Origin of the sequence: Microbacterium hydrocarbonoxydans, from assembly GCF_900105205.1 — a bacterium.
Classification (GTDB): Bacteria; Actinomycetota; Actinomycetes; order Actinomycetales; family Microbacteriaceae; genus Microbacterium; species Microbacterium hydrocarbonoxydans.
This window is the reverse complement of record NZ_FNSQ01000005.1, coordinates 1,498,001-1,523,605: the sequence shown is the minus strand read 5'-3', so window position 1 is coordinate 1,523,605 and position 25,605 is coordinate 1,498,001. Positions and strand designations below refer to the sequence as shown.

General features: G+C 69.0%; 23 protein-coding genes. 9 read left to right on the top strand and 14 right to left on the bottom strand.

Going from position 1 to position 25,605, the window contains the following annotated elements:
* Position 1: 1 nt before the first annotated feature.
* Positions 2-700: a lysophospholipid acyltransferase family protein gene (locus BLW44_RS07675; RefSeq protein WP_060927475.1), complete on the bottom strand. Its 699-nt coding sequence runs from the start codon at positions 698-700 to the stop codon at positions 2-4.
* Positions 701-850: 150 nt separating this feature from the next.
* On the opposite strand from BLW44_RS07675, the gene BLW44_RS07670 reads away from it, so the two are divergent.
* A complete protein-coding gene (locus BLW44_RS07670) occupies positions 851-2,683 on the top strand; it encodes an AMP-dependent synthetase/ligase (protein ID WP_060927453.1) in 1,833 nt (610 codons plus the stop codon).
* Between the two features lie 57 nt (positions 2,684-2,740).
* On the opposite strand, the gene def is transcribed toward BLW44_RS07670, so the two are convergent.
* The 3 genes from def to BLW44_RS07655 all read right to left on the bottom strand — a co-directional run bounded on the left by def (position 2,741) and on the right by BLW44_RS07655 (position 8,477).
* Positions 2,741-3,232, bottom strand: a complete 492-nt coding sequence (gene def / locus BLW44_RS07665; RefSeq protein ID WP_060927454.1) for a peptide deformylase — start codon at positions 3,230-3,232, stop codon at positions 2,741-2,743.
* Positions 3,232-4,431 (bottom strand): MinD/ParA family ATP-binding protein, encoded by a 1,200-nt coding sequence (locus BLW44_RS07660; RefSeq protein ID WP_157519592.1) that lies wholly within the window; start codon positions 4,429-4,431, stop codon positions 3,232-3,234. The genes def and BLW44_RS07660 overlap by 1 nt, the downstream gene beginning before the upstream one ends.
* Before the next feature lie 638 nt (positions 4,432-5,069).
* Positions 5,070-8,477 (bottom strand): pyruvate carboxylase, encoded by a 3,408-nt coding sequence (locus BLW44_RS07655; RefSeq protein WP_060927476.1) that lies wholly within the window; start codon positions 8,475-8,477, stop codon positions 5,070-5,072.
* A 94-nt stretch (positions 8,478-8,571) separates the two neighbouring features.
* Between BLW44_RS07655 and BLW44_RS07650 the strand changes: the two genes are divergently transcribed.
* Positions 8,572-9,384, top strand: a complete 813-nt coding sequence (locus BLW44_RS07650) for a ParA family protein (protein WP_060927477.1) — start codon at positions 8,572-8,574, stop codon at positions 9,382-9,384.
* A gap of 82 nt (positions 9,385-9,466) precedes the next feature.
* On the opposite strand, the gene BLW44_RS07645 is transcribed toward BLW44_RS07650, so the two are convergent.
* The 3 genes from BLW44_RS07645 to BLW44_RS07635 all read right to left on the bottom strand — a co-directional run bounded on the left by BLW44_RS07645 (position 9,467) and on the right by BLW44_RS07635 (position 11,283).
* The gene (locus BLW44_RS07645) at positions 9,467-10,012 is read right to left on the bottom strand and encodes a MerR family transcriptional regulator (RefSeq protein ID WP_060927456.1); all 546 of its coding nucleotides are present in this window, start codon (positions 10,010-10,012) and stop codon (positions 9,467-9,469) included.
* 99 nt (positions 10,013-10,111) lie between these two features.
* Entirely contained in the window at positions 10,112-10,798 is a 687-nt protein-coding gene (ftsR, locus tag BLW44_RS07640; RefSeq protein WP_060927457.1) for a transcriptional regulator FtsR, read from the bottom strand.
* Positions 10,798-11,283, bottom strand: coding sequence for an FHA domain-containing protein (locus tag BLW44_RS07635; RefSeq protein WP_139305252.1), 486 nt, complete (start codon positions 11,281-11,283; stop codon positions 10,798-10,800). The genes ftsR and BLW44_RS07635 overlap by 1 nt, the downstream gene beginning before the upstream one ends.
* A gap of 99 nt (positions 11,284-11,382) precedes the next feature.
* Here BLW44_RS07635 and BLW44_RS07630 point away from each other — a divergent pair, with 99 nt between their 5' ends.
* Positions 11,383-12,033, top strand: a complete 651-nt coding sequence (locus BLW44_RS07630; protein ID WP_060927458.1) for a copper resistance CopC family protein — start codon at positions 11,383-11,385, stop codon at positions 12,031-12,033.
* A 9-nt stretch (positions 12,034-12,042) separates the two neighbouring features.
* Positions 12,043-13,440 carry a dihydrolipoyl dehydrogenase gene (gene lpdA, locus BLW44_RS07625; RefSeq protein WP_060927459.1) on the top strand — a complete coding sequence of 466 codons (1,398 nt, stop codon included), beginning with the start codon at positions 12,043-12,045 and terminating at the stop codon, positions 13,438-13,440.
* Between the two features lie 56 nt (positions 13,441-13,496).
* Here the strand turns inward: lpdA and BLW44_RS07620 are convergent, their stop codons facing one another.
* From BLW44_RS07620 to BLW44_RS07600, 5 genes are read right to left on the bottom strand one after another with little or no spacing between them, the layout of a single operon-like run.
* Positions 13,497-14,201 carry a methyltransferase domain-containing protein gene (locus BLW44_RS07620; protein ID WP_245647436.1) on the bottom strand — a complete coding sequence of 235 codons (705 nt, stop codon included), beginning with the start codon at positions 14,199-14,201 and terminating at the stop codon, positions 13,497-13,499.
* 14 nt (positions 14,202-14,215) lie between these two features.
* Positions 14,216-15,370 (bottom strand): type III polyketide synthase, encoded by a 1,155-nt coding sequence (locus BLW44_RS07615; protein WP_060927461.1) that lies wholly within the window; start codon positions 15,368-15,370, stop codon positions 14,216-14,218.
* A gap of 54 nt (positions 15,371-15,424) precedes the next feature.
* A complete protein-coding gene (locus tag BLW44_RS07610; protein ID WP_060927462.1) occupies positions 15,425-16,069 on the bottom strand; it encodes a CYTH domain-containing protein in 645 nt (214 codons plus the stop codon).
* A complete protein-coding gene (locus BLW44_RS07605) occupies positions 16,062-16,274 on the bottom strand; it encodes a hypothetical protein (RefSeq protein WP_060927463.1) in 213 nt (70 codons plus the stop codon). The genes BLW44_RS07610 and BLW44_RS07605 overlap by 8 nt, the downstream gene beginning before the upstream one ends.
* A 35-nt stretch (positions 16,275-16,309) precedes the next feature.
* Positions 16,310-16,780 carry a prepilin peptidase gene (locus BLW44_RS07600; RefSeq protein WP_060927464.1) on the bottom strand — a complete coding sequence of 157 codons (471 nt, stop codon included), beginning with the start codon at positions 16,778-16,780 and terminating at the stop codon, positions 16,310-16,312.
* A gap of 133 nt (positions 16,781-16,913) precedes the next feature.
* Between BLW44_RS07600 and BLW44_RS07595 the strand changes: the two genes are divergently transcribed.
* From BLW44_RS07595 to BLW44_RS07585, 3 genes are read left to right on the top strand one after another with little or no spacing between them, the layout of a single operon-like run.
* Positions 16,914-17,708, top strand: a complete 795-nt coding sequence (locus tag BLW44_RS07595; RefSeq protein ID WP_060927465.1) for a hypothetical protein — start codon at positions 16,914-16,916, stop codon at positions 17,706-17,708.
* A complete protein-coding gene (locus BLW44_RS07590; RefSeq protein WP_060927466.1) occupies positions 17,705-19,243 on the top strand; it encodes a DNA polymerase Y family protein in 1,539 nt (512 codons plus the stop codon). Before BLW44_RS07595 ends, BLW44_RS07590 begins: the two co-directional genes overlap by 4 nt.
* Positions 19,243-22,704 carry an error-prone DNA polymerase gene (locus tag BLW44_RS07585; RefSeq protein ID WP_060927467.1) on the top strand — a complete coding sequence of 1,154 codons (3,462 nt, stop codon included), beginning with the start codon at positions 19,243-19,245 and terminating at the stop codon, positions 22,702-22,704. Before BLW44_RS07590 ends, BLW44_RS07585 begins: the two co-directional genes overlap by 1 nt.
* A 3-nt stretch (positions 22,705-22,707) precedes the next feature.
* On the opposite strand, the gene BLW44_RS07580 is transcribed toward BLW44_RS07585, so the two are convergent.
* Positions 22,708-23,094, bottom strand: a complete 387-nt coding sequence (locus BLW44_RS07580) for a hypothetical protein (protein WP_060927468.1) — start codon at positions 23,092-23,094, stop codon at positions 22,708-22,710.
* A 403-nt stretch (positions 23,095-23,497) separates the two neighbouring features.
* Between BLW44_RS07580 and BLW44_RS18000 the strand changes: the two genes are divergently transcribed.
* Both BLW44_RS18000 and BLW44_RS07570 read left to right on the top strand, forming a co-directional pair.
* A complete protein-coding gene (locus BLW44_RS18000) occupies positions 23,498-23,728 on the top strand; it encodes a hypothetical protein (RefSeq protein WP_060927469.1) in 231 nt (76 codons plus the stop codon).
* Positions 23,729-23,824: 96 nt separating this feature from the next.
* Positions 23,825-24,691 (top strand): DUF72 domain-containing protein, encoded by an 867-nt coding sequence (locus BLW44_RS07570; RefSeq protein WP_060927470.1) that lies wholly within the window; start codon positions 23,825-23,827, stop codon positions 24,689-24,691.
* Here the strand turns inward: BLW44_RS07570 and BLW44_RS07565 are convergent, their stop codons facing one another.
* Positions 24,692-25,339 carry a UdgX family uracil-DNA binding protein gene (locus tag BLW44_RS07565; protein ID WP_060927471.1) on the bottom strand — a complete coding sequence of 216 codons (648 nt, stop codon included), beginning with the start codon at positions 25,337-25,339 and terminating at the stop codon, positions 24,692-24,694.
* Positions 25,340-25,605 lie beyond the last annotated feature (266 nt).

The window sequence follows — 25,605 nt, the reverse complement described above, 5'->3', positions numbered from 1 at the left end:
CTCAGGAGCGCTGTGTGACGCGGGCGGGGAGGCGGTCCTTGACGGTCGACGCGTACACGTCGTCGTACTGCTGCTCACCCAGGCGCTGTAGGGCCACCATGATCTCGTCCGTGACGGATCTGAGGATGTAGCGGTCGTTCTCCATGCCCGCGTAGCGCGAGAAGTCCAGGGGCTCTCCGATGACGATCCCGACCCTCACGACCCGCGGAAGTCGCTGCCCGATGGGCATCGCCGTATCGGTGTCGACCATGATCACCGGGATGACCGGGACCTTCGCCTCCATCGCCATGCGCGCGATGCCTGTACGTCCTCGGTACAGCCGTCCGTCGGGGCTGCGGGTGCCCTCAGGATAGATGCCGAGGAGGTCGCCGCGACCGAGCACCTGGAGGCCCGTGTTCAGTGAGGCCTCAGAGGCCTTGCCCCCGGATCGGTCGATCGGGATCTGACCGGTGGCCTTCATGAAGAATTTGGTCGCCCAGCCCTTGATCCCCCGGCCCGTGAAGTAGTCGCTCTTGGCGAGGAACGACATCGGCCGGTCGATCATCAGCGGGAGGAAGATCGAATCGGCGAACGAGAGGTGGTTGCTGGCGAGGATCGCCGCACCGTTCTTGGGGATGTTGGCGCGGCCGACCACCCATGGTCGGAAGACGGCCTTGACCACGGGGCCGATCGCGACGTACTTCATCAGCCAGTAGAACATCGAGGTGAAGTCTAGCGCCGTGACCGGCATCCGCCATCGCATCGTGCGCACCCGGGTCGGTTCGCGACTGAGTGTCACCCTTCGTGCGACCCGGTCCCATGCTCTAGACTCGGGTGCAACCAGTGCCCGACCGGTACCGAAGGAGCTGCCGTGGTCCAGTTTGAAGTCCCCGCCGTCGTCCCCGCCGACCCCGAAGCGAACATCGCCGACCTGCTGGCCAAGCGGGTCGAGGCGACTCCGGACCGCCCCCTCTTCGCCGTGCCCGACGGTGACGGATGGCGCGACATCTCCGCCGCCGACTTCCAGACGGCCGTCATCGCCCTCGCGAAGGGTTTCGTCGCCGCCGGCATCAAGCCAGGCGAGAAGGTCGGCTTCCTGGCGCGCACCACCTACGAGTGGACGCTCGTCGACTTCGCCCTCTTCTACGCCGGCGCGGTGATGGTGCCGATCTACGAGACCAGCTCCCCCTCTCAGATCCAGTGGATCCTCGAGGACTCCGGTGCGATCGCGGTCGTGGTCGAGTCCCCCGAGCACTTCGCGCGTCTCGACGAGGTCCGCGGCGACCTTCCCCTGCTCCGCGAGGTGTGGCAGCTGCATCTCGGAGCGATCGACACGCTCACGGCGCAGGGCGCCTCCGTCAGCGACGCTGAGATCGAGCGGCTCCGCAACATCGCGGTCGGCTCCGACATCGCGACGCTCATCTACACCTCCGGGTCCACCGGGCGTCCCAAGGGATGCGTGCTCACGCACAGCAACTTCGTCGAGCTCTCACGCAACTCCGCGAAGGCGCTGGATGCCGTGGTTCAGACCCCTGGCGCATCGACGCTGCTGTTCATCACCACGGCGCACGTGTTCGCCCGCTTCATCTCGATCCTGAACATCCATGCCGGTGTCCGCACCGGCCACCAGCCGGACACCCGGCAGCTGCTCCCGGCACTGGGGTCGTTCAAGCCCACCTTCCTGCTGGCCGTGCCCCGCGTGTTCGAGAAGGTCTACAACTCGGCGGAGCAGAAGGCCGAGGCCGGAGGCAAGGGCAAGATCTTCCGTGCCGCTGCCGACGTCGCGATCCAGCACTCGAAGCTCGTGGAAGAGGGCAAGAGCATCCCGTTCGGGACCAAGCTCAAGTTCGCGCTCTTCAACAAGCTCGTCTACGGAAAGCTCCGCGAGGCCATGGGCGGCAGGGTCGTCTACGCCGTCTCCGGATCGGCACCCCTCGGCGCCCGCCTCGGGCACTTCTTCCACAGCCTCGGCGTCGTGATCCTCGAGGGCTACGGCCTGACCGAGACGACCGCCCCGGCGACGGTCAACCTCGCCGACAAGTCGAAGATCGGCACCGTGGGGCCCGCTCTCCCGGGAGTCGGCGTGCGTCTGGCCGACGACGGCGAGATCGAAGTGCGTGGCATCAACGTCTTCAAGGAGTACTGGAACAATCCCGACGCCACCGCCGAGGCGTTCAGCGAGGGCGGCTGGTTCCGCACCGGCGACATCGGCAACTTCGACTCCGAGGGATTCCTGACCATCACGGGTCGTAAGAAGGAGATCATCGTCACGGCCGGCGGCAAGAACGTCGCACCCGCGGCGCTCGAGGACCCGATCCGCGCCAACCCGATCATCGGCCAGGTCGTCGTCGTCGGCGACCAGCGTCCGTTCATCTCGGCACTGATCACCCTCGACCCCGAGATGCTGCCGACCTGGCTCGCCAACGCCGGACTCCCCAAAGAGATGACCCTCGCCGAGGCCTCGAAGAACGAGGCGGTGCGTGCCGAGATCCAGCGGGCGGTGGATGCGGCGAACGCGCGCGTCTCGCGGGCCGAGTCGATCCGCAAGTTCACGGTGCTGGAGAGCGAATGGACTGAGGCATCCGGACATCTGACCCCGAAGCTGTCGATCAAGCGCAACGTGATCATGAGCGACTTCGCCGATGAGATCGCCGCGATCTACGACGAGCCCGTCACGACGACCAACGTCGCGATCGGCGGCTGAGCGGACTCGCTCGCACAGAAAAGGCCCCGCCTCGGCGGGGCCTTTCCTTCATCCGGGTCAGAACCAGGCGCTCTCGCGAACCTCGCGCATCGCGCGCTTGCGGGTCTCGGCATCGAGACGCGAGAGGTAGAGCCTGCCGTCGAGATGGTCGGTCTCGTGCTGGAGTGCCTGGGCGAGGAGTCCCTCCCCCTCGAGCACCACGGGTCGGCCGTCGAGGTCGATGCCCTCGACCCTGGCCCACGGATGCCGCAGCGCGTCGTGCCAGAGGCCGGGGACCGACAGGCAGCCCTCACCGGTCGGCACCGGCTCGCCGCGCACCTCCGTGAGGACCGGGTTCAGCACGTACCCGATGTCGCCGTCGATGTTGTAGCTGAACGCGCGCAGCGCGACCCCGATCTGCGGAGCGGCGACACCGGCGCGCCCAGGCAGCTCGACCGTGTCGACCAGGTCGGCCACCAGAGCGCGCACGCCGTCGTCGATGTCGTCGATCGGGGCGCAGACGGTGCGGAGCACGGGGTCTCCGAAGACCCGGATCTCGCGAACGGTCATCAGGCCCCCTTCGCCCGCAGTCCCTCGACGAGCAGCGCCGCGAGCTCGCGGGCGGCCACGCGCGTCTCGGGCTGCAGGTTCGCGAACACGATCGTCCCGCCGCCGGCGATGTGGGCGTCGTACGGCATCCGCACCACGTGCTTCGCCCGCGTGCGGAAGTGCGACTCGAGCTCGTTGAGCCTGACGAGAGGAGCGCCCGGAGTCGACTGGTTGAGCACGACCACCGCCTCCCGCGCCTGCTCGGCGTAACCGTTGCTCTCCAGCCACGTGAGGGTCTCGGACGCGAGACGGGCCTCGTCGACGCTGAGACCCGACACGATCACGAGCTGGTCGGCGAGGTCGAGCGTGGCCGACATGACCGAATGCACGATGCCGGTTCCGGTGTCGGTGAGCACGAGTGAGTAGTAATGGGCGGCGACACCGGCGACGTCGCGGTAGTCGCTGTCGCTGAAGGCCTCAGCGATGCGCGGATCGGAATCAGAGGCGAGGACGTCGAGGCGGGTGGCGTCTCTCGCGACGATCGCGGAGATGTCGTGATATCCGCGCACCTGGTCATGGATGCGCACGAGGTCGCGCACGGACTTGTTGTGGTGCGGGCGAACCACGCGCTCGGCCAGGGTTCCGCGATCGGGGTTCGCGTCGACGGCGATCACGCGATCGTCGCGCGCATCCGCCAGCGCCATCCCCAGGAGAGTCGTCACCGTCGTCTTGCCGACACCGCCCTTGCGGGAAAGCACGGGCACGAAGCGTGCGCCGCCCACGATCGGTGCAGCGATCCGGGCGCTGAGAGCCTTCCGCTCACGCGCGCGACGCCCGTCGCCGATATTGATGCGGCGACCGGAGATCGTGTACAGGAAGTGACTCCACGCCCCCTCCGGTTCGGGCTTCTGCAGACGATGCGGATCCAGAAGACGATCGGCCGTCAGCAGGTCGGCACTCTCGCGCGACGAGTCGCCGAGATCGTCCAGTCGCTTCGCCGCGAGCTGCACCTCGGTGCGGTTGGCGCGGGTCGGCCGTGCGGCGACGGCTTTGTCCTTCGATGCGTCCACTGCGGGACTCTCCTTCGATGCGAGCGATGCCGAGGGCGACGAACGGCGGGATCCGCGGCCGGAATCGAGGTCGGCCTGCGCCTTGGCGATGAACGCCGCAGCTGCGGCCGCCTCTGCGGCGACGTCGGTGCGTGCGGCGGGAGCGGCCATCGGCTCGGAGTCGGTCTCTGTGACCGCGGCCGGCTCAGGCTCAAGCTCCGGCTCCAGGCTGGGCTCGGGCTCGGGCTCGGGCTCCGGCTCGGGTTCGGGCTCCGGCTCGGGTTCGGGCTCCGGCTCCGGCTCGGGCTCCGGCTCGGGCTCGGGCTCCGGCTCGGGCTCCGGCTCGGGCTCCGGCTCCGGCTCGAGCTCCGGCTCAGGAGCGGGCTCCGGTTGCGCTTCGAGTTCAGGCTCCGGCTCCGGAAGAGGCTCGGGCTTCGGCTCAGGGGCAGCTCGATGATCATCGGAGCGCCGCCGAGTGCGGGTTGCGTGATCGGACGCGCGGCGCTCGTCTCGGCTGCGGCCTTCGCTGCTGCCACGGGCTCGTCCAGGATCAGGTCGGCGACGACCTCGCCGTCGACGACGCCGTCGTCATCGAGGTCGTCTTCCTCGTCGGTCGGCAGGACGACGCTCACCTGTGCGGTGTTGCCGAGGATGCCGATTCCCGAAGTGTCCAGCGAAGCGGCGTCGTCGAGCACCCCTCTGGATTCCTCGTCCGACGGTTCGTTCACATTCTTCGGGGTCACGTTGTCACTCCAAGCTTGTGCGGGCCTCGGGTGCGCTGCATCGAGCGCGGCCTCGCCCGCACAAGATTAGTGCGCCGGGCGGATGACGACCAAAAGGTCTCCGGCCTCGACCTGCTGTGTGGACCCGATGGCGAGACGTTCGACGACGCCGTCGAGCGGCGCGGTGATCGCCGCCTCCATCTTCATCGCCTCGATCGAGGCGACCGGCTCGCCGGCGCGGACCGCATCGCCCACCTCCGCCTTCAGGGTCACCACCCCGGAGAACGGAGCAGCCACCTGACCAGGCACCGACATGTCGGCCTTCTCGACCTCGTGCACGTCGACAGCGACTGACCGGTCCCGCACGAACACCGGTCGCAGCTGCCCGTTGAGGGTGGTCATGACGGTGCGCATGCCCTTGTCATCCGCGTCGCCGATGGCCTCGAGACCCACATACAGCTGCACTCCCCGATCGATCTCGACGAGGTGCTCCTGGCCCTGCACGAGGCCGTAGAGGTAGTCGCTCGTGTCGAGCACCGAGAGGTCGCCGAAGTTCTCGCGCATCTGCGTGAACTCCCGCGTCGGAGCGGGGAACAGCAGCGCGTTCAGACGCGCGCGCCGTGTCGCGCTGTCTCCGGCGAGTGCTGCTTCATCATCGGCGGAGATCTCGGTCAGCCCGGTACGGACCGAACGCCCTGCGAGGACCTTGGTGCGGAAGGGCTCGGGCCAGCCCCCGGGAAGGTCGCCGAGCTCGCCGGCCATGAACCCGACCACGGAGTCCGGCACGTCGTACTTCTCGGGGTTCGCCTCGAAGTCGGCGGGATCCGCCTTCACCGCTGCGAGGTGCAGAGCGAGGTCCCCGACCACCTTCGACGAGGGCGTCACCTTCGGCACGCGGCCGAGGATGCGGTCAGCGGCGGCGTACATGTCCTCGATGAGCTCGAAGTCGTCGGCGAGCCCGAGCGCCTTGGCCTGCTGGCGCAGGTTCGACAGCTGACCGCCGGGGATCTCGTGGTGGTACACGCGTCCGGTCGGCCCCGGCAGTCCCGACTCGAACGGCGCGTACACCCGCCGCACCGCCTCCCAGTAGGGCTCGAGATCCGAGACGGCAGCGAGATCGATGCCACTGTCCCGCTCGGTGTGCGCGAGCGCCGCGACGAGCGACGACAGCGACGGCTGACTCGTCGTGCCGGACAGGGGCGCGGATGCGGCATCCACCGCGTCGACTCCGGCGGCGCTGGCCGCGAGCAGCGTCGCGAGCTGACCACCGGGGGTGTCGTGGGTGTGCAGATGCACTGGCAGGTCGAAGCGCTCGCGCAGCGCCGTGACGAGCTTGGCCGCCGCCGCAGGCCGAAGCAGCCCCGCCATGTCCTTGATCGCGATGATGTGAGCCCCGGCCGCCACGATCTCGTCGGCGAGGTTCAGGTAGTAGTCGAGGGTGTAGAGGTCCTCAGCCGGATTCAGGAGGTCTCCGGTGTAGCAGAGCGCGACCTCGGCGAGGGCAGTCCCGGTGGCGCGTACCGCCTCGATCGCCGGTCGCATCTGCTCGACGTCGTTGAGCGCGTCGAAGATCCGGAAGATGTCGACGCCGCTGGCCGCCGCCTCGCGCACGAAGGCCTCGGTCACCGCCGTGGGGTACGGCGTGTAGCCGACGGTGTTGCGGCCGCGCAGCAGCATCTGGATGGCGATGTTCGGCAGCGCGGCCCGCAGCTTGTCCAGCCGCTCCCAGGGGTCCTCGCCGAGGAATCGTAGGGCGACGTCGTAGGTCGCCCCTCCCCAGGCCTCGACGGACAGCAGCTCCGGCGTCAGCCGGGCGATGTGAGGTGCGGCGGCGACGAGGTCACGGGTGCGGACCCTCGTCGCGAGCAGCGACTGGTGCGCGTCGCGGAAGGTGGTGTCGGTGACAGCCAGCGCGGTCTGCGCACGCAGACTGGCGGCGAACCCCTCTGGACCGAGCTCGAGCAGACGCTGACGGGATCCCGCCGGCGGCTCCGTCGACAGGTCCACCGCCGGGAGCTTCGCTCGCGGGTCGATCGAGCCGGGGTGCGCCCCGTGCGGCTTGTTGACGGTGACGTCGACCAGCCAGTTGAGGATGCGGGTGCCGCGGTCCTTCGACTCGCGACCACGCAGCAGATCCGGTCGCTCGTCGATGAAGGACGTGCTCACGTCGCCCGCGATGAACGCCTCGTCCTCGAGCAGCGCCTGCAGGAAGGGGATGTTCGTCGAGACGCCGCGGATGCGGAACTCCGCCAGAGCGCGACGCGCGCGGGCCACGGCGGCCGGGTAGTCGCGACCGCGGCAGGTGAGCTTCGCGAGCATGGAGTCGAAGTGGGGGCTGATCTGGGCGCCCTGATGCACTGTGCCGCCGTCGAGCCGGATGCCGGCACCGCCGGGCGAGCGGTAGGTCGTGATCTTCCCTGTATCTGGTCGGAAACCCTGGGTCGGGTCCTCCGTCGTGATGCGGCACTGCAGCGCGGCGCCCCTGACGCGCAGGTTCTCCTGCTGGAGCCCGAGCTCTGCGAGCGTCTGACCCGCGGCGATGCGCATCTGGCTCTGCACGAGGTCGACGTCGGTGACCTCCTCAGTGACCGTGTGCTCGACCTGGATGCGGGGGTTCATCTCGATGAACACGACCTCGCCCGTGCGCTCTCCTGCAGTCTCGAGGAGGAACTCGACGGTGCCGGCGTTCTCGTACCCGATCGAGCGGGCGAAGGCGACGGCATATCCGTGCAGAGCGGTGCGGATGCCGTCGTCGAGGTTGGGCGCCGGTGCGATCTCCACCACCTTCTGGTGGCGACGCTGCACCGAGCAGTCCCGCTCGAAGAGGTGTACCGTCTCCCCCGTCTTGTCGGCGAGGATCTGGACCTCGATGTGCCGCGGACGCAGCACGGCCTGCTCGAGGAACATCCGAGGATCGCCGAAGGCGCTGGCGGCCTCGCGCATCGCCTCGGCCAGTGCCGGAGCGAGCTCGCCCGCCGACTCGACGCGGCGCATCCCGCGTCCGCCGCCACCGGCGACGGCCTTGGCGAACAGCGGGAACCCGATCTCCTGCGCCTGCGCGACCAGCGCATCGATGTCGTCGGAGGCCTCGGTCGAGCGGAGCACTGGCACGCCTGCCTCGATCGCGTGGCGTTTGGCCTCGACCTTGTTGCCCGCCATCTCCAGGACATTCGCGGGAGGGCCGATGAAGACGATGCCGTTCGCGGCCGCCTTCTCCGCCAGCTCCGGGTTCTCGGACAGGAAGCCGTAGCCCGGGTAGATCGCGTCGGCGCCGGCATCCTTCGCGACCCGGATGATCTCATCCACGTCGAGGTAGGCGCGGACCGGATGCCCCCGCTCGCCGATCGCGTACGCCTCGTCGGCCTTGAGTCGATGCACCGACCCGCGGTCCTCATGCGGGAAGACGGCGACCGTCCTCGCCCCCACCTCGAACGCCGCTCGGAAGGCGCGGATCGCGATCTCGCCGCGGTTCGCCACAAGGATCTTCTGGAACATGCACACCTCTGGAAGCTCGATGCACATCCGGATCCGGCATGCATGGGGCGGGGCTGAGTGTGCACCCAGCCTAGGGGAAGGTAACGTGGTGTTCGTGCACGTACTCAGCGTCAGCTCTCTCAAGGGAGGCGTCGGCAAGACGACCGTGACCCTCGGCTTGGCCTCAGCGGCCTTCGCCCGTGGTGTCCGGACGCTCGTCGTCGACCTCGACCCCCAGTCCGATGTGTCCACCGGCATGGACATCCAGGTGGCTGGTCGGCTCAACATCGCCGATGTCCTGGCGAACCCGAAGGAGAAGGTCGTCCGTCAGGCGATCACCTCCAGCGGCTGGGCCAAGGTGCACCCCGGAACCATCGACGTGCTCATCGGCAGCCCGTCCGCCATCAACTTCGACGGCCCGCACCCGAGCGTCCGCGACGTGTGGAAGCTCGAGGAGGCGCTGGCCGCCGTCGAGTCCGACTACGACCTGGTCCTCGTCGACTGCGCCCCGTCGCTGAACGCGCTGACGCGCACGGCCTGGGCCGCCAGCGACCGGGTGATGGTCGTCACCGAGCCCGGGCTCTTCTCCGTCGCCGCAGCCGACCGCGCGCTGCGCGCCATCGAGGAGATCCGCCGCGGACTCTCCCCCCGCCTGCAGCCGCTCGGCATCGTGGTGAACCGCGTGCGCCCCCAGTCGATCGAGCACCAGTTCCGCATCAAGGAGCTGCGCGACATGTTCGGTCCGCTCGTCCTCTCCCCTCAGCTCCCGGAGCGCACGTCGCTGCAGCAGGCTCAGGGTGCGGCGAAGCCGCTGCACATCTGGCCGGGCGACTCGGCGCAGGAGCTCGCGTCGGACTTCGACCAGCTGCTCGACCGGATCATCCGCACCGGCCGCATCCAGGTCGCCGAGTCGGGCGCTCAGGCCTGAGACACCGCACACAGCAGAACGGCCATCCTCGTGCGAGGGTGGCCGTTTCTTCGTGGCGTCAGCGACCTCGCGGTCGCAGAGCTCAGGCTGAGCGCTTCGAGCGTCGTGCGGAGAGCTCGTCGACGGGGTCTGGGGCAGTGGCATCGAACTCGACCAGAGTCGACTCCACCTCACGGAGCACCTTGCCGACGGCGATGCCGAACACACCCTGACCACGGCTGACCAGGTCGATGACCTCGTCGTTCGAGGTGCAGAGATAGACCGAGGCTCCGTCGCTCATCAGGGTCGTCCCGGCAAGATCGCGGATGCCGGCGCGGCGCAGTTCGTCGACTGCCGTGCGGATCTGCTGCAGGGAGATCCCGGTGTCGAGCAAGCTCTTGACGAGCTTCAGCACGAGGATGTCGCGGAAGCCGTAGAGCCGCTGTGACCCTGAGCCGCTCGCGCCGCGCACCGTGGGCTCGACGAGCTCGGTACGAGCCCAGTAGTCGAGCTGGCGGTACGTGATGCCTGCGGCACGCGCTGCGACAGCGCCGCGGTAGCCGACCTCGTCGTCCATCGCGGGCAGACCGTCGGTGAAGAGGAGTTCGGTCACGAACCGCGGGTCGCCTGCACGCTCATCCGCATTCATCTGAATTCCTCCCTGGAGCTGTTACCTCCACGCTAGAGCAGCCCTCGGGCACCGGCAATGACATCCGTGCGACACCGAAGGTGTGTCGCAATCAGTTCGTTACGAAAGCAACCTGGTCAGCGCGTCCTTGACGAAGAGCGAGCGCACCTCGTCGATCTTCGCGGCGAGGGTCGGGGCCATCTCACTGGCTTTCGCCCGCGATGCGGTGTCCGTCCTGCGCAGCAGCGACGACATGGCGGATTCGATGAGCGCGACCTCGCGCTCGGCACCCTGACGCAGCGAGCGCAGGTGTCGAGGTTCGATTCCGTGCCGGTCGAGGGCGACAAGACCGCGCAGCAGCGCGACGGTGCCCTCGGAGTAGCTCTCCTGAGCCACGATGACTCCGGTGCTGATCGCGTCGTTGAGCAGCTGGGGTCCGGCGCCTGCTGCGGAGAGGAGCTCCTCCCGGCGGTACCGACGCGGGGTCGGCGTGATCGAGGGCGGCGGCGCGAGGGTCGCGGAGTCGCCGTTGGCCTCGGCCTCGTCCAGCTGCTCGCGGATGACGCTCAGAGGCAGGTAGTGGTCGCGCTGGAGCGTGAGCCCGAGCCGCAGTCGCTCGATGTCGGCCTGCGAGAACTTGCGGTAGCCCGACTCGGTGCGAGACGGAGTGACGATCCCCTGGACCTCGAGGAAGCGGAGCTTGCTGGAGGTGAGCTCCGGGAACTCGGGCGTGAGTCGCGCGAGGACCTGACCGATGCTCAGAAGACCCGCGGACGCCGAGCGTTCGCGGGCGGGGGAAGCCGCCATCAGTCGGTCGCCGCGACGCGATCGACCGGAGAGGCGAAGAAGTTCAGTCGGAACTTGCCGACGCGGAGCTCGGTGCCGTCGACCAGCGCGCTGCGGTCGACGCGCTCGCCGTTCACGTAGGTTCCGTTGAGGGAGCGCTGATCGATGATCTCGAACGTCGATCCGTTGCGGGTGACCTCGGCGTGACGCCGTGAGACCGTCACGTCATCGAAGAAGATGTCCGCCTCCGGGTGCCGTCCGATGGTCGTCACATCGGTGTCGAGCAGGTAGCGGGCACCTGCAAGGGCACCCGACCGCACGAGCAGCAGTGCCGACCCCGAGGGGAGAGCAGCGATCGCGCTCTGCTCCACATCTGTCAGCTCCACGCCGAAAGGCACGAAGGAAAGGTCCGAGTCATGCCCGAACGTCTGCGTCACGTCGTGCCTCTGCTCGCCGGGACGATGGATCGCGGCGTCTCCGCCCGATCGGCTTTCGCTGTCTGTCACTATGCCCTCCTAGTCCTCCAGACTAACTGATGCGGGGCGGACAGCGTGAGCCGGATCGGCACTCAGCCATCGCATACCGGGGGTTCATAGGCTGGTCACGTGAAAACCACAGCCCGTCGTCTTCCCGTGACCCCGATCGCCCTCGCGGCGGCGCTCCTCACCGCCTTCCTCGTGCTGTTGGCGCCCTTGTCGGCGTCAGCGCACGACAGCCTGCTCGCCTCCTCCCCCGAGGCGGACGGCACCGTCGAGACGCTCCCCACCGAGCTCACTCTGACCTTCAGCGCGAAGATCATCGACGGCGACGGGGCCACCGAGGTGGTCGTGACCGACACCTCAGGCGCTTCTGTCACCGACGGCGCGGCCACCGTGGACGGCGCGATCGTGACACAGCCGCTCACCGGGCAGGGACCCGCCGGCGAGTACCACGTCATCTGGAAGGTCGTCTCGAGCGACGGCCACCCCACCTCCGGGGAGTTCGACTTCGCCGTCAGCACGGCCACAGAGGCTGTGGCCACCGCCGCACCGACGCCGGCGCCCGACACCGCGGAGCCCACCGCCGCGGCCACTGCCGCCCCTGACTCCGGAATCACCCAGGCACCGCGGGCCGACGAATCGGCATCCGCCTCGGTCTGGATCTGGGCGATCTCGATCGCCGCCGTCCTGGCCGTCATCGCCATCGTCGTCTGGCTCACGATCCGCGGACGCCGCGGCGCCGCCGAGACCGATTCCGACGACCCCTCGGAGCGATAGGCTTAAGGCATGCCACACTACGATGTCGTCATCCTCGGTGCAGGTCCCGGCGGATACGTCGCTGCGGTTCGCAGCGCGCAGCTCGGTCTGTCCACCGCCATCATCGAAGAGAAGTACTGGGGTGGTGTGTGCCTCAACGTCGGCTGCATCCCCTCCAAGGCTCTTCTGAAGAACGCGGAGCTCGCGCACACGCTCAACCACAAGGCCGACTTCTTCGGCATCTCGGGTGAGTTCACGATCGACTACGGCAAGGCGTTCGACCGAAGCCGCGTCGTCGCCGACGGGCGCGTCAAGGGCATCCACTTCCTGATGAAGAAGAACAAGGTGACCGAGTACGACGGCCGCGGCACCTTCACCGGCCCTAAGGCCATCTCGGTCGCGAAGTCGGACGGGTCGACCGAGGAGGTCACCTTCGACAACGCCATCATCGCCACCGGCTCCAAGGTGCGCCTGCTCCCCGGCGTCCAGCTCAGCGACAACGTCGTGACGTACGAGGAGCAGATCCTCTCGCGCGAGCTCCCGAAGTCGATCGTCATCGTCGGCGCCGGCGCCATCGGCATGGAGTTCGCCTACGTGATGACGAACTACGGCGTCAAGGTCACGATCATCGAGTTCCTCGACCGCGCGCTCCCCAACGAGGACGCCGACGTGTCGAAGGAGATCACCAAGCAGTACAAGAACTACGGCGTCGACATCCTCACCTCCACCAAGGTCGAGTCCGTCGTCGACAACGGCTCCTCCGTCACGGTGTCGTACACCGGCAAGGACGGACAGCAGGCGTCGATCGAGGCCGATAAGGTCCTCATGTCTGTCGGCTTCGCGCCGAACGTCGAGGGCTTCGGCCTGGAGGCCACCGGTGTGCAGCTGACCGAGCGCGGCGCGATCGCGATCGACGACCACATGCGCACCAACGTCGACGGCATCTACGCCATCGGCGATGTCACCGCCAAGCTGCAGCTCGCCCACGTCGCCGAGGCTCAGGGCGTCGTGGCGGCCGAGACGATCGGCGGCGCCGAGACCCAGACCCTCGGCGACTACCGGATGATGCCCCGCGCGACGTTCTGCTCGCCGCAGGTCGCCTCCTTCGGCCTCACCGAGCAGCAGGCGAAGGACGAGGGCCGCGAGATCAAGGTCGCGACGTTCCCGTTCATGGCCAACGGCAAGGCTCACGGACTCGGCGAGCCGGTCGGCTTCGTCAAGCTCATCGCCGACGCCGAGCACCTCGAACTCATCGGCGCCCACATGATCGGCCCCGATGTCTCCGAACTCCTGCCCGAGCTGACGCTCGCGCAGAAGTGGGACCTCACCGCACTCGAACTGGCCCGCAACGTGCACACCCACCCGACGCTGTCGGAGGCGCTGCAGGAGGGCTTCCACGGCCTCGCCGGCCACATGATCAACTTCTGATCGACCGCGCACATATGAAGGCCCGGCACGCTCGCGCGTGACCGGGCCTTCGTGTGTCAGGGCCGTGCGGTGCGAGCGTCCCAGCGCAGCTCGAGCCGCGACGGCAGTCCGAATCGCACACTCCACCCGGTCGGGACGGCGTCCGCCAGCTCCTCCGTCGTGTACGACCGTCGGATGCTGATCAGCCCGTCCTCGCGGATGAACGATCCGCGGAACAGGGTGCCGCCGAGCAGCCAGGTCACCGCGCCGTAGAGCGCATAGGCCACCCTGCCGCGCGCGATGTCGCGATGCACGACCGCACCGCCCTCGCGCACGAGCGCGGCGGAGTCCCGGAGCAGTCCGTGCAGCTCCGGTGCTGTGAGGTGGTGCAGGACGTGGTTGGAGAACACCACGTCGTACTCCTGTCCCTCCGCCACCAGGTCGGCCGCGAACGCGCAGCGGTAGGTCACCCCCGCGCCCCCGTCGCGGTCGGACGCCCAGCGGATCGCCCGCTCGTCGGCATCCAGCGCCGTGATCTCCGCCGACAACCCGTCTCGGCGCAGCCGGGCTGCGATCATCCGGCTCACGTCGCCTCCGCCCGCGCCAATGTCGAGGATGCGGATCGGGCCGCGGCGCGCCCGCGGACGGACGTCGCGCCGATAGAGCCGCCCCGGATGCGACACCAGGGCGTTCACGAGCCGGAAGCGCTCATACGTCCGCTCGAGCATGCCGATGTCGGCATCCGGATCGTCCATCAGCTCGCGGGCATCGACAGCGCGCACCGAGAGATCGTGGGTCATGCGACGCCGGACGAGACGGTCATGAGGGCGCTCTCGGCGGTGAGTCCCGGCCCGAACGCCATCGCCGCGATCCGCGACCCGTCTGCCGCGCCGTCGTCCAGGATGCGCTTGATCACGAACAGGATCGTGGCGCTGGACATGTTGCCGTACTGCCGCAGCGTCTCGCGTGCCGGATGCAGCTGCGCGTCACTGAGGTGCAGTCGCTCCTGCACCCGATCGAGGATGCTGCGGCCTCCGGGATGGATGGCCCAATGCTCCACGCGCTCGCCCACCCTCCCCTGGTCGAAGGCGGCTGCGAGCTCTCCCTCGCGGGCGTACAGCGGTCGGATCGCCCCGATGATGGTCTCGCCGATGATCTGCGGCACCGCTGTGGAGAGGATCATCTCGAAGCCGTGGTCGCCGATGGTCCAGGACATGTCCTTCTCCCCCTCGGCGGCGATCGCCGTGTGGAAGCCGTCCAGGCGCACGGCGGGCACGGGAGTGGGCAGGTCGCGTGCAGTGACGATCCCGGCGGCCGCGCCGTCGGCGAACAGGGAGTTCGCGACGATGAGGTCGGGATCCTCGGACGAGCGCAGATGCAGCGTGCACAGCTCGACGCTGACGACGAGGACGACCGCATCGGGATCCGCTGCGCAGAACTGGGCCGCGGCACGCAGGGCCGGCATCGAGGCGTAGCAGCCCATGAAGCCGAGGTGATACCGCTGGACGCTGTCGGACAGGCCGAGCCCGCGGACGATCTCGTACTCGGGTCCTGGGGCGTGGAATCCTGTGCAGGATGCCGTGATGACATGCGTCACGTCGGACGCGACGACGTCGGGGTCGGCATCCAGGGCGCTGCGGGCGACCTCGACGAAGAGCCGCGACGCCTCCCGCACGTAGATGTCGTTGCGGGTCTTGGTCCCCGGCGAGGCCAGGACGCCGGAGTCCCGGTCGTAGAAGATCGACTCGTTCTCCGATGCGGCGGAGGCGAGCTCGCCGATCACGGTGTGGCGTGTGTCGATCCCGGACCCGTTGAATGAGGCTCCGATGATGCGTCGTGCGAGTCGTCCGATCTCCGGCTGCGCGGCGAAGATGTCGTGGATCTCCTCCTGCTCGAGGACGGTGTCCGGGACGATGGTGCGCAGCGAGCGGAGAACGGCAGAGCGGGTCATGTCTGTCACTCAAGCACGAGCGCGCGAGAGGAGGAAAGGGGCTTGCGCCGCGGGTCAGAAACCGAGAGCACGGGCCAGCTTGGAGCCGGATGATGCCGTACGACCGCCGGCCGTGTGAACCGCGGCCTCGACAGCGGCGAACAGCCTCTCACGCCCTGCCGCGTCGGCAGGCGCCGCAGGACCCAGCTCGAACTCCCACTCCCGCCATTCCCGGCTGACGCCGTGCCGCAGATCGGTCGCACGGACCCGGTCGTCGACGAACTCGGCGATCACGCCGTCCTGGCCGGTGAGCAGGTACGCGGTGCGGGCGTTCTCGATGCGGGCGAGCGGCGTCAGCTCTCCCGTCGTCCACCGCGACAGGGTCTCGGTCACCTCGGCGGGGACACTGTCGTCATCGCCCAGCGGCCAGCCGATCTCGACCCGGCCGTCACCCTCACGCGGACCCTTGATGTGCCAGCCGGCATCCGGTCCGCCCGTGCGGCGCCGAAGGGCCACACCGGCACGGGAGAGATCGGCATCCGCGGTGTCGAGGTAGCGGGCGTCGAGCTCGCGCACCTCGCCCTCGGAGATCTCGTCGACGCCGGGGAGCCCTGTCCAGTCGGGCAGCGGGGTGGCGTCGTCGACGTCGTACTTGCGCTCGACCTCGACAGTGCGGGAGGGCTCGGATCCTGCCTGCGGCGCGGGGTGGTGCTCAGTCATCCGACGGACTGATGTCCTCGAGGGATTCGTCGTACCAGTAGTCCACCTCGGTGGGGCCGTCGGCGTCGCCGGTGTTCTGCGCGTCACCGCGTCGGTTGTACACCACCTGGGTCTCGCTGTAGGGGACGATCAGCTTGTCGTCCGCGTCGCCCAGAGGAATGATCTGCCCGTCGAGCGGGCCGCCGTGAAGTCGTGCGAGTGCCATGTCCTCACCCTATCCCCGCCGCGACCGATCCGAGCTCATCGCAGGAGGATGCCGAGCACGGCCCCGACGATCATCCACGGTCCGAAGGCGATGCGCGTGGAGCCGTCGGCCCTGTCGAGCAGCATCAGCGTCACGGCGTACAGGGCGGCCAGGACGAAGGCCGACGCCGCACCGACGGCGAGCGCCTGCCAGCCGTGCCACCCCAGCACCAGGCCGAGGAGGGCACCGAGCTTCACATCTCCTCCCCCCATGCCCTCCCGGCTGATCAGGCGGAGTGCGCCGTAGAAGCCGCCGAGGATCAGCAGACCGCAGCCGGCCCGGAGGAGAGGTGCTCTGTCGCCGGTCACCAGGGCGTCGACAGCGACCAGGACGAGGAGGGCGGCGAGCGTGGGCAGCACGATCCGATCCGGCAATCGGTGGGTGCGGATGTCGATGACGAGGAGTCGGCAGCCGATCCCGACGAGCACCAGATGCACGGCCACCACGAGCAGGGAGCGGATGTCCATCACCGAAGGGTAGGAGAAGCCGGAGGGCGAGGATGCGGGGCGTGTGGATAACCCCTGCCGCCGATGTCGGAGGTTCGAACTAGCGTCATCTTCTCCAGTTGATTTATTAGTACATATCTTCGAGGATGGATGCATGGGGATCGGGCTCGATGCGGTGACCGCGCTCTCTCCGGCTGGCGACTCCCGCGCCGGAGAGGTTCTTCGGCTGCGCCGGGAGATCAGCCGTATGCAGCGGCGACGCAGCGAGCATCAGCTGCTTCCCCTCGATCCGGCATTCTCCTCCCTCCTTCCCGAGCAGGGGCTGCAGACGGGCACCGCCTATACCGTCTCCCCCTCGCCGAGCCTCATCCTCGCCCTGCTCGCGGCCGCCTCTCAGCGGGGGCACTGGTGCGCCGTCGTCGGCATGCCGACCCTGGGCGTCGAGGCGGCAGCGGCGTTCGGCATCGAGCTGCCTCGCCTGATTCTCGTCCCCGAGCCGGGAGACCGCTGGCTCGCGGCCACCTCCGCCCTCGCCGAGGTCGTGCCCCTGATCGCCGTGCAACCGGGGAGTAGGGCGCGTGATGCCGACGTGTCCCGGTTGAGCGCTCGCCTGCGGGACAGAGGGAGCACCCTCCTCGTCGCCGAGACCACCGCCTCCGGCGCGTGGCCGCAGAGCGAGGGATCGATCCGCCTGCACGACCAGCACTGGCTCGGCGTCGGCGAGGGGTGGGGGCTGATCGAGGGATCGACGGCCACCGTGACCGCGAGGACGAGACACAGTCCGCAGCCATCGAGCGTGCGGGTGCGTCTCCCCGGCGCCCAGGGCGCTGTCGAGCAGCTGCCGTCCGAGAGCATCCCCGCAGAGACCGTGACAGAGCTGACCGCGCTGCCCGGCCTGCGCGGCGACGGCACCGGCGCGCGCGAGTACCCGCTGGCGGTGGCCGGATGAGCGCTCCCCTCCGCGTCGTCGCCCTGTGGTTCCCCGACTGGCCGCTGCGGGCGGCGCTCGGCGGGGCGCCGCCGCATCCGCCGACCGCTCTCGTGCACGCGAACACCGTCATCGCCTGCACGGCATCGGCGAGAGAGCACGGGGTGCGCGCCGGTCAACGGCGCCGAGTCGCACAGGGCCACATCTCGTCGCTGCGCGTGCTCCCGCACGACACCGCTCGCGACGAGCGGGCCTTCCTGCCCGTGCTGCAGCTCATCGAGAAGCACGCCCCTGGTGCTGCCCTCCTGCGTCCCGGTCTCGCCGCCGTGCGCGCCCGCGGCATCTCCCGCTACCACGGCGGCGAAGCCGAGGCCGGGGCCGCTCTGATCGACGTCCTCGGCGAGGCGGGCTTCCCCGAGGTCCGCGTGGGCATCGCCGACGGCCCCTTCACCGCCGAGCTCGCCGCGAGAGGTCGCACCCCCTGCACCGTCGTCCCTCCGGGGAGGGCCGAGGACTTCCTCGCCCCGCTCCCCGTGCAGGTGCTGAAAGACGACCAGCTCGCCGACCTGCTCGTCCGGCTCGGGGTTCGGACGCTGGGCGAGTTCGCCGCCCTCGATGAGACCGATGTCCGCGATCGCTTCGGCGAGCGCGGTGCACGCCTGCACGCCCTGGCGGGCGGGTCGGATTCACGCGCCGTGGTGCCACGCCCTCCCGACCCCGAACTGGTGCGCTCGGTCGAGTTCGAACCGCCGCTGGCGGGAGCCGATCAGGTCGCGTTCGCGGTGCGGCAGACGGCGGATGCGGTGATGCTGGCTCTCGGAGAGGCCTCGGTGGTGTGCACAGAGGTGCGTATCGACCTGGTCGACGATGACGGCATGGTGTTCTCCCGCCCCTGGCTGCATCCCACCTGCTTCGATGCCGCCGACCTCGTCGACCGGGTGCGCTGGCAGCTCGAGGCGCTCGGCGCGGAGAACGCCAAGAAGCCGGTCGATGAGGCCCGTGCCTTCGGCGGCATCGCCCTGGTGCGGATCGTCCCCGTGGCGGTCGACGACGCCGCCCACCATCAGCCTGGGCTCTTCGGGTCCGGCACGGATGAGCGGCTGCATCACGCCATCTCCCGCGTGCAGACCATGCTCGGGCACGAGGGGGTGGTCACCGCCGCGCTCTCGGGCGGGCGCTGGCTCGCCGACCGCCAGGTGCTCACCCCGTGGGGAGAACGCGCCGTGGTCACGCACGACCCCGAGCGTCCGTGGCCGGGGAGCCTGCCCGATCCGCTGCCCGCCGAGGTCTTCCGTCCTCCTCGACCGATCGGGGTCCTCGCACCGGATGGGCAGACGATCCACGTCGACGACCGCGGCGCCCTCTCCGCGGCTCCGACGCGCATCGACGGCGACGAGGTCCGCGCCTGGGCCGGTCCCTGGCCCATCCACGAACGCCGGTGGGATGCCGCCGGCGGCAAGAAGGGACACCGGCTGCAGATCATCGACGACCACGATCGCGCCTGGCTCGTCTTCTGCACCGGCGAGCGCTGGTGGGCCGAGGGGAGGTACCGCTGATGGGCTGGCACAACCCTCCCCTGTCGTGGAACGAGCTGGAGCGCACGCTCAGCGGCGAGGAGTCCCCGTATCCCACCGGAGGAACGCCCTCGCTCATCCGCCCCGATCCCGGCCCTGTCAGCACTCGACGCAAGAGGACCCCTCCGACGTCGCTGCATCGGCCGGAGGATGCCGTCCCCTACGCCGAGCTGCACGCCCATTCGTCGTACTCGTTCCTCGACGGCGCGTCGTCTCCGGAAGACCTCCTGGCCGAGGCCGAGCGCCTCGGCCTCACCGCTCTCGCGCTCACCGACCACGACGGCTTCTACGGCGCCGCCCGCTTCGCCGAGGTGGCCGAGCTGATGGAGGTGGGCGTGCAGACGGTCTACGGCGCCGAGCTCTCGCTCGGCCTCGATGCACCGCAGCGGGGATCCCCCGACCCGATCGGCGACCACCTGCTCGTGATCGCCGACGGGCTCGAGGGATACCACCGGCTCTCCGGTGCCATGACGACAGCCCATCTGCGGGGAGGCGAGAAAGGACGCCCGGTCTACGACCTCGACGAGCTGGCGGCGACGGCCGAGGGGCACTGGACCATCCTCACCGGATGCCGCAAGGGCGGCGTCCGTCGCGGTCTCGAGGCGGGCGATGCTCAGACCCCCCTGCGCCGCCTGGTCGATCTCTTCGGCCAGGACCACGTGGCCGTCGAGCTCTTCGACCACGGCGATCCGCAGGACTCGCGTCGCAATGACGCCCTCGCCGACCTCGCCAGGCGGATGCGGCTGCCCGTGGTGGCGACGAACAACGTGCACTACGCAGTACCCGAGCGGGCTGCCCTCGCCGAGGCGGTCGCCGCGGTACGGGCCGTGCGGAGCATGGACGAGCTCGACGGCTGGCTCCCGGCGCACGGGGGCGCGCACCTGCGCAGCGGTGCCGAGATGGCGGCACGGTTCCGGCGTCATCCCGGTGCGATCTCCTATGGCCTCGAGCTCGCAGCGGCCTCCGCCTTCCCCCTCCGCCGCGCTCGCCCCGCCCTCCCGAAGCAGGAGGTGCCCGACGGACACACGCCGATGAGCTGGCTGCGCCACCTGGTGTGGGAGGCCGTTCCGACCAAGTACCCGGACCTCGATGACGACGGTCGCCGCAGGATCGGCCGCGAGCTCGACGTCATCGCCGAGAAGGACTTCCCCGGCTACTTCCTCATCGTGCACGGCATCGTCGCCGAGGCGAAGCGGCGGGGCATCCTCTGCCAGGGCCGCGGTTCTGCTGCGGCGAGCGCCGTCTGCTATCTGCTGGGGATCACCGCCGTCGACCCGATCCTCTACCGGCTCCCCTTCGAGCGCTTCCTCGCGACCACCCGCCAGGAGGAGCCGGACATCGACGTGGACTTCGACTCGGATCGCCGCGAGGAGATCATCCAGTGGGTCTATCAGCAGTACGGGCGAGAGCGCGCCGCACAGGTGGCGAACGTCATCCAGTACCGGCCGAAGAACGCGGTGCGCGACATGGCCAGGGCTCTGGGGTTCTCCCCTGGACAGCAGGATGCCTGGTCGAGGCAGGTCGACGGCTGGAGCGCCGGCCTCGAGGTCGCCGACGAGCACGACATCCCCGAGAACGTCCTCGACTACGCGGGTGAGCTGTTGAAGGCGCCCCGTCACCTCGGCATCCATTCCGGCGGGATGGTGCTCACGGCCAGACCCGTGGGCGAGGTCGTGCCTGTCGAGCACGCCCGCATGGAGAACCGGACGGTCATCCAGTGGGACAAGGACGACGCGGCATGGATGGGCCTGGTGAAGTTCGACCTGCTGGGACTGGGCATGCTGGCCGCCCTCCAGCACTGCTTCGACCTCATCCTCGACGCCACGGGCGAGAAGTGGACGCTCGAGACGCTCCCGAAGGAGGAGCCGGCGGTCTACGACATGCTCTGCCGCGCTGACTCCATCGGCGTCTTCCAGGTCGAGTCCCGAGCCCAGATCGGCCTGCTCCCCCGGCTGCAGCCGCGCGCGTTCTACGACCTCGCCATCCAGATCGCGCTCATCCGTCCCGGCCCCATCCAGGGTGGGGCCGTGCACCCCTTCGTCCGCCGCAAGATGGCCAAGGACACCCTCGACGAGGAGAACCGCGCCAGGGTCGCACGGGGCGAGGCCCCTGTTCTGCTCGAGATCCCCTACCCTCACGACGATCTCAAGCCGATCCTCGAGCGCACCCTCGGCATTCCCATCTTCCAGGAGCAGCTGATCCAGATGGCGACGGCGATCGGCGACTGCACCGCCGATGAGGCCGACCTGCTGCGACGCGCCATGGGGTCCAAGCGCGGCCTCGAGAAGATCGAGAAGGTCCGCGACAAGCTCTACGCGGGCATGAGCAGGCGCGGGCTGTCCGATGAGCAGTCCGATCGCATCTACGCGCAGATCCAGGCGTTCTCCAACTTCGGTTTCGCCGAGTCGCACTCCCTGTCGTTCGCCCTGCTCGTCTACGCGAGCTCGTGGCTCAAGCTGCACTACCCCGCTGCCTTCCTCGCCGGACTGCTGCGTTCTCAGCCGATGGGCTTCTACTCCGCATCCACTCTGACCGCCGACGCGCGCCGGCACGGGGTGGAGGTACGGCGCCCCGATCTGCACGCCTCCGGGGCGACCGAGACCTTGGAGCCCCTGTCAGGCGCGCCACTGCGAAGGCCGACGGGGAGGGACTCCTGCAGCGATCGCGAACAGCCCAGGGTTCCCCGCTTCGACAGGGCGGCACCGGACGAGTCGTCCGCGCATCGCCGGGATGGCGGCTACGCCGTGCGCATGGGACTCAGCGGAGTCCGTGGCATCGGCCTGCCCCTGGCCGAGCGGATCGTCGCGGCCCGCGAGGCGGACGGCCCGTTCCGCGACCTGAACGACCTCGTGAGACGGACGGATGCCACGGCCGCGCAGCTCGAGGCACTGGCGACCGCTGGCGCCTTCGAGTGTCTGGGCCTGCAGCGTCGGGAGGCCATCTGGCTGTCAGGGGCGGCCGCCGAAGACCGCTCGCGATTCCTCCCTGGCACGACGGTGGCCGTGCAGCCGCCCCTGTTCACCGACCAGTCCAGCTACGAGCGACTCTCCGCCGACCTCTGGGCGACGGGCGTCTCGACCGACGACCATCCGATGGCCCACTTCCGTGACCCCCTCCGAGCGCGAGGAGTGCTCTCCTCCGCAGACCTGCGGACCCATGAGACGGGTCGGCGCGTCGAGGTGGCTGGACTGGTGACGCACCGTCAGCGACCGGCGACAGCAGCAGGGGTGACCTTCCTCAACCTCGAGGACGAGAGCGGACTGATCAACGTCATCTGCTCGACCGGGGTGTGGAGCAGGTATCACCGGGTCGCCAGGGATTCACCGGCACTCATCATCCGAGGGATCCTGGAACGCTCGGCAGAGGGCGTCGTGAACATCCTCGCTGACGGCTTCGAAGACCTCCGCACCGGTGTCACGCATCGATCGAGGGACTTCCGGTGAATCTCACCAGAAGCGTTCGGGCTCCGGCTCGGGCTCGCGGTCTCCGCCACCCCACCGGTCGGCCTCCGCCTTCGCCGCCTCTGCCGCTGCATCCGCACCGCGCAATGCCGTTCTTGCCCCCTTCCCCGCTCCTCCGTCACCATCCGCATCGACCGTGATGACAGTGCGCAGACTCGGGCTGAGAGTGATCGTGCAGTCGACGACCCGACCGGACCAGCGGATGACGTCGCCACGGGCGTCCTCCGCACGCCGGTACCGCACCCCTGTGTCGAGGTCGATCAGGGAGAGGACGGCGGTGTCACCGGTGTGCTCGTCGACACGCTCGGTCACCTCGATGCGGTGTCCGCGAGGGAGGGCGAGCTGGGCGTTCAGCACGAGCTTTCTGTCCATGAACCCACTCTATGAGTGGACGTTCTCACGACAAGCCCCCATCTCGGAAGAAACATTCGTAGATTTCTTTGTCCCCCAAATGGCGGACAAGACGGTTAAGCGATATTCTGCTGAAAGTAGCGGGGGCTACCGGCTGAACATCTGGGGATATCAGTCGAGTGAGAGCAGCGAAAGTCTTCGCCGCCTCCCCTACCGTCCGGGACGGACGGTGAGCCCTCTCGAGCGATCCAAAGTGGGGTTTGGATACTCGGGAGGGCAACCAACCCGGCTGGTTCCTGTCGGCCACTGCGCTCGGCTCCTGTCGGCTACCAAGCCGAGCGACACTCGTCAACCCCGGTCCGTGTGCGCTCTCGCGACCCTAGCGTCGGATCCCGACGAAGGGAGCCGGCCATGGAGCTGCGCGATGCGGACCTCGCATCCGAGCCGCGGACGATCAGTCGTCTCGCCGCTCATCGTCGAGGGGAACCTCGCGCTGCTGATCGGCGACGTCCGCGAGGTCGGCCTCGCTCTCGTCGACGGGCGCTCCCTCGCGGATCAGAACCTCGGGATCGAGGACGTCCTCCTGCTCGGCACGCTGCTGTTCCTGCACGTCAGCCTCGGGGAGGAGATCATCGTTCGACTCGTTGCCCATTGACATGAAGTGCCTTTCGTCGATGTGGACCTCCAGGATCACCACATCGACGACCACCGAGAAGGGGCTTGACCGCGAAGCCCCGGACGAGGATGAGCGATGGCCGCGACACCGCAGTCGAGACGCGTCAGGATCGGCGTCTCGGGGTGGAGGTACGCCAGTTGGCGGGGCGACTTCTACCCTCAAGGGCTCCCCCAGCGCCGGGAGCTCGAGCACATCGGAACCCACTTCCCCACCCTCGAGATCAACGGCTCGTTCTACTCGCTGCAGCGGCCGGAGAGCTATCGGCGGTGGCGTGCGGAGGTGCCGGAGGATTTCTGCTTCGCGGTCAAGGGCTCCCGATACGTCAGCCACATGCTGCGCCTGCGGGATGTCGAGCAGGCTCTGGCCAACTTCTTCGCCTCGGGCCTGCTCGCCCTCGGGTCTCAGCTCGGACCGATCCTGTGGCAGCTGCCGGAGCGGCAGAAGTTCGACCCCGTCGTCCTGGAGAGCTTCCTCCGCTCCCTCCCCCGCACCACCGGCGAGGCGCAGCAGCTCGCGAAGCGCCACGACGAGCGCCTGGAAGGCCGCGCCTGGACGGAGATCGAGCAGGATGCGCCGTTGCAGTACGCGCTCGAGCCACGATCGGCGACCTTCGACGATCCCGACGCTCTGAGGATGCTGCGCCAGCACGACGTCGCGCTCGTCGCCGCAGACACCGCCGGCCGCTGGCCGCGCTTCGATGCCCTCACCGGCGACCTCGCCTACATCCGACTCCACGGTGCCCGGATGCTCTATCACAGCGCGTACACCGCCGCAGAGCTCGACGAATGGGCAGACCTCATCGCCTCCTGGGCCGACGGGACGGGGGCGACCGACGCCCGCCCGCGAGACGTGTACGTGTACTTCGACAACGATGCACGCGGCCACGCCCCGCACGATGCCGAGGCCCTGATCGCGGCGGTCGCTCAGCGCTTCGGCGGCTGATCAACTCACGCCGGCGAGTTCCGCGGCCGCGCGGAGGTCGGCCACGAAGGCCCGGCGTGCCGCTCGGCGCTCATCGGCGTCCCGCATCCGCAGCAGACTCGACGGATGCGCGGTGACCAGCGCCTGATCGACGGCGAGCCCCTGCGGTGCCAGCAGGACGCCGCGTTCCTCGCCGATCGTGACCGGACGTCCGAGCACCGACCTGGCGGCGGTCGCACCCATCGCCACGATCAGCCGGGGCCGCACCGCCTCGACCTCGGCCTGCAGCCAGGGGTGGCACGCCACGACGTGAGCAGTGGTCGGCTTCATGTGGATCCGTCGCTTACCCCGCGGCTCGAAGCGGAAGTGCTTCACGGCGTTGGTGAGGTAGACGTCGCGACGGCCGATGCCCGCTGCATCCAGGGCATCCTCCAGCACCTGTCCCGCCGGGCCCACGAACGGCTCTCCGACGCGGTCCTCGTGCTCGCCCGGCTGCTCTCCGACCAGCATCAGCCGTGCGCCGGGATGCCCGGCCGAGAACACGACCTGCGTCGCGTCCTGCCAGAGCTCGCAACCGCGGCATGATTCCGACGCCGCGCGGAGGTCGCCCACGCCTGCGTCCTCCGGCACCCACCGTTCGGCGCCCGGGCGCTCCTGCTGTCTCGTCACGACAGGGAGACTAGATCGGCGAAGGGATTCGACCACAGACCCTTGCGCTCCGGACCGATCTTCCCCTTCATTCGGTGCGCGCCCCGCGAGAGTCGTGCCTGAAACGGCCCGGGACACTTGAACCGATATACCGGATTTCCTATAATTCAGATGAACTCTGGCGGGCAGAGGACGCCCGCCAGATGAACTCTGGCGGGCAGAGGACGCCCGTCGACCGGACGGACATCATCCCGTCAGGACGCGGTGCCTCCTCTGTCAGTCGATGT

Coding starts and splice junctions, on each gene's coding strand:
- BLW44_RS07675 (WP_060927475.1), bottom strand. CDS start 700: ATGTTCTACTGGCTGATGAAGTACGTCGCGATCGGCCCCGTGGTCAAG.
- def (WP_060927454.1), bottom strand. CDS start 3,232: ATGACCGTTCGCGAGATCCGGGTCTTCGGAGACCCCGTGCTCCGCACC.
- BLW44_RS07660 (WP_157519592.1), bottom strand. CDS start 4,431: ATGGCCGCTCCCGCCGCACGCACCGACGTCGCCGCAGAGGCGGCCGCA.
- BLW44_RS07655 (WP_060927476.1), bottom strand. CDS start 8,477: ATGTTCCAGAAGATCCTTGTGGCGAACCGCGGCGAGATCGCGATCCGC.
- BLW44_RS07645 (WP_060927456.1), bottom strand. CDS start 10,012: ATGAATGCGGATGAGCGTGCAGGCGACCCGCGGTTCGTGACCGAACTC.
- ftsR (WP_060927457.1), bottom strand. CDS start 10,798: ATGGCGGCTTCCCCCGCCCGCGAACGCTCGGCGTCCGCGGGTCTTCTG.
- lpdA (WP_060927459.1), top strand. CDS start 12,043: ATGCCACACTACGATGTCGTCATCCTCGGTGCAGGTCCCGGCGGATAC.
- BLW44_RS07615 (WP_060927461.1), bottom strand. CDS start 15,370: ATGACCCGCTCTGCCGTTCTCCGCTCGCTGCGCACCATCGTCCCGGAC.
- BLW44_RS07610 (WP_060927462.1), bottom strand. CDS start 16,069: ATGACTGAGCACCACCCCGCGCCGCAGGCAGGATCCGAGCCCTCCCGC.
- BLW44_RS07605 (WP_060927463.1), bottom strand. CDS start 16,274: ATGGCACTCGCACGACTTCACGGCGGCCCGCTCGACGGGCAGATCATT.
- BLW44_RS07600 (WP_060927464.1), bottom strand. CDS start 16,780: ATGGACATCCGCTCCCTGCTCGTGGTGGCCGTGCATCTGGTGCTCGTC.
- BLW44_RS07595 (WP_060927465.1), top strand. CDS start 16,914: ATGGGGATCGGGCTCGATGCGGTGACCGCGCTCTCTCCGGCTGGCGAC.
- BLW44_RS07590 (WP_060927466.1), top strand. CDS start 17,705: ATGAGCGCTCCCCTCCGCGTCGTCGCCCTGTGGTTCCCCGACTGGCCG.
- BLW44_RS07585 (WP_060927467.1), top strand. CDS start 19,243: ATGGGCTGGCACAACCCTCCCCTGTCGTGGAACGAGCTGGAGCGCACG.
- BLW44_RS07580 (WP_060927468.1), bottom strand. CDS start 23,094: ATGGACAGAAAGCTCGTGCTGAACGCCCAGCTCGCCCTCCCTCGCGGA.
- BLW44_RS18000 (WP_060927469.1), top strand. CDS start 23,498: ATGCGGACCTCGCATCCGAGCCGCGGACGATCAGTCGTCTCGCCGCTC.
- BLW44_RS07570 (WP_060927470.1), top strand. CDS start 23,825: ATGGCCGCGACACCGCAGTCGAGACGCGTCAGGATCGGCGTCTCGGGG.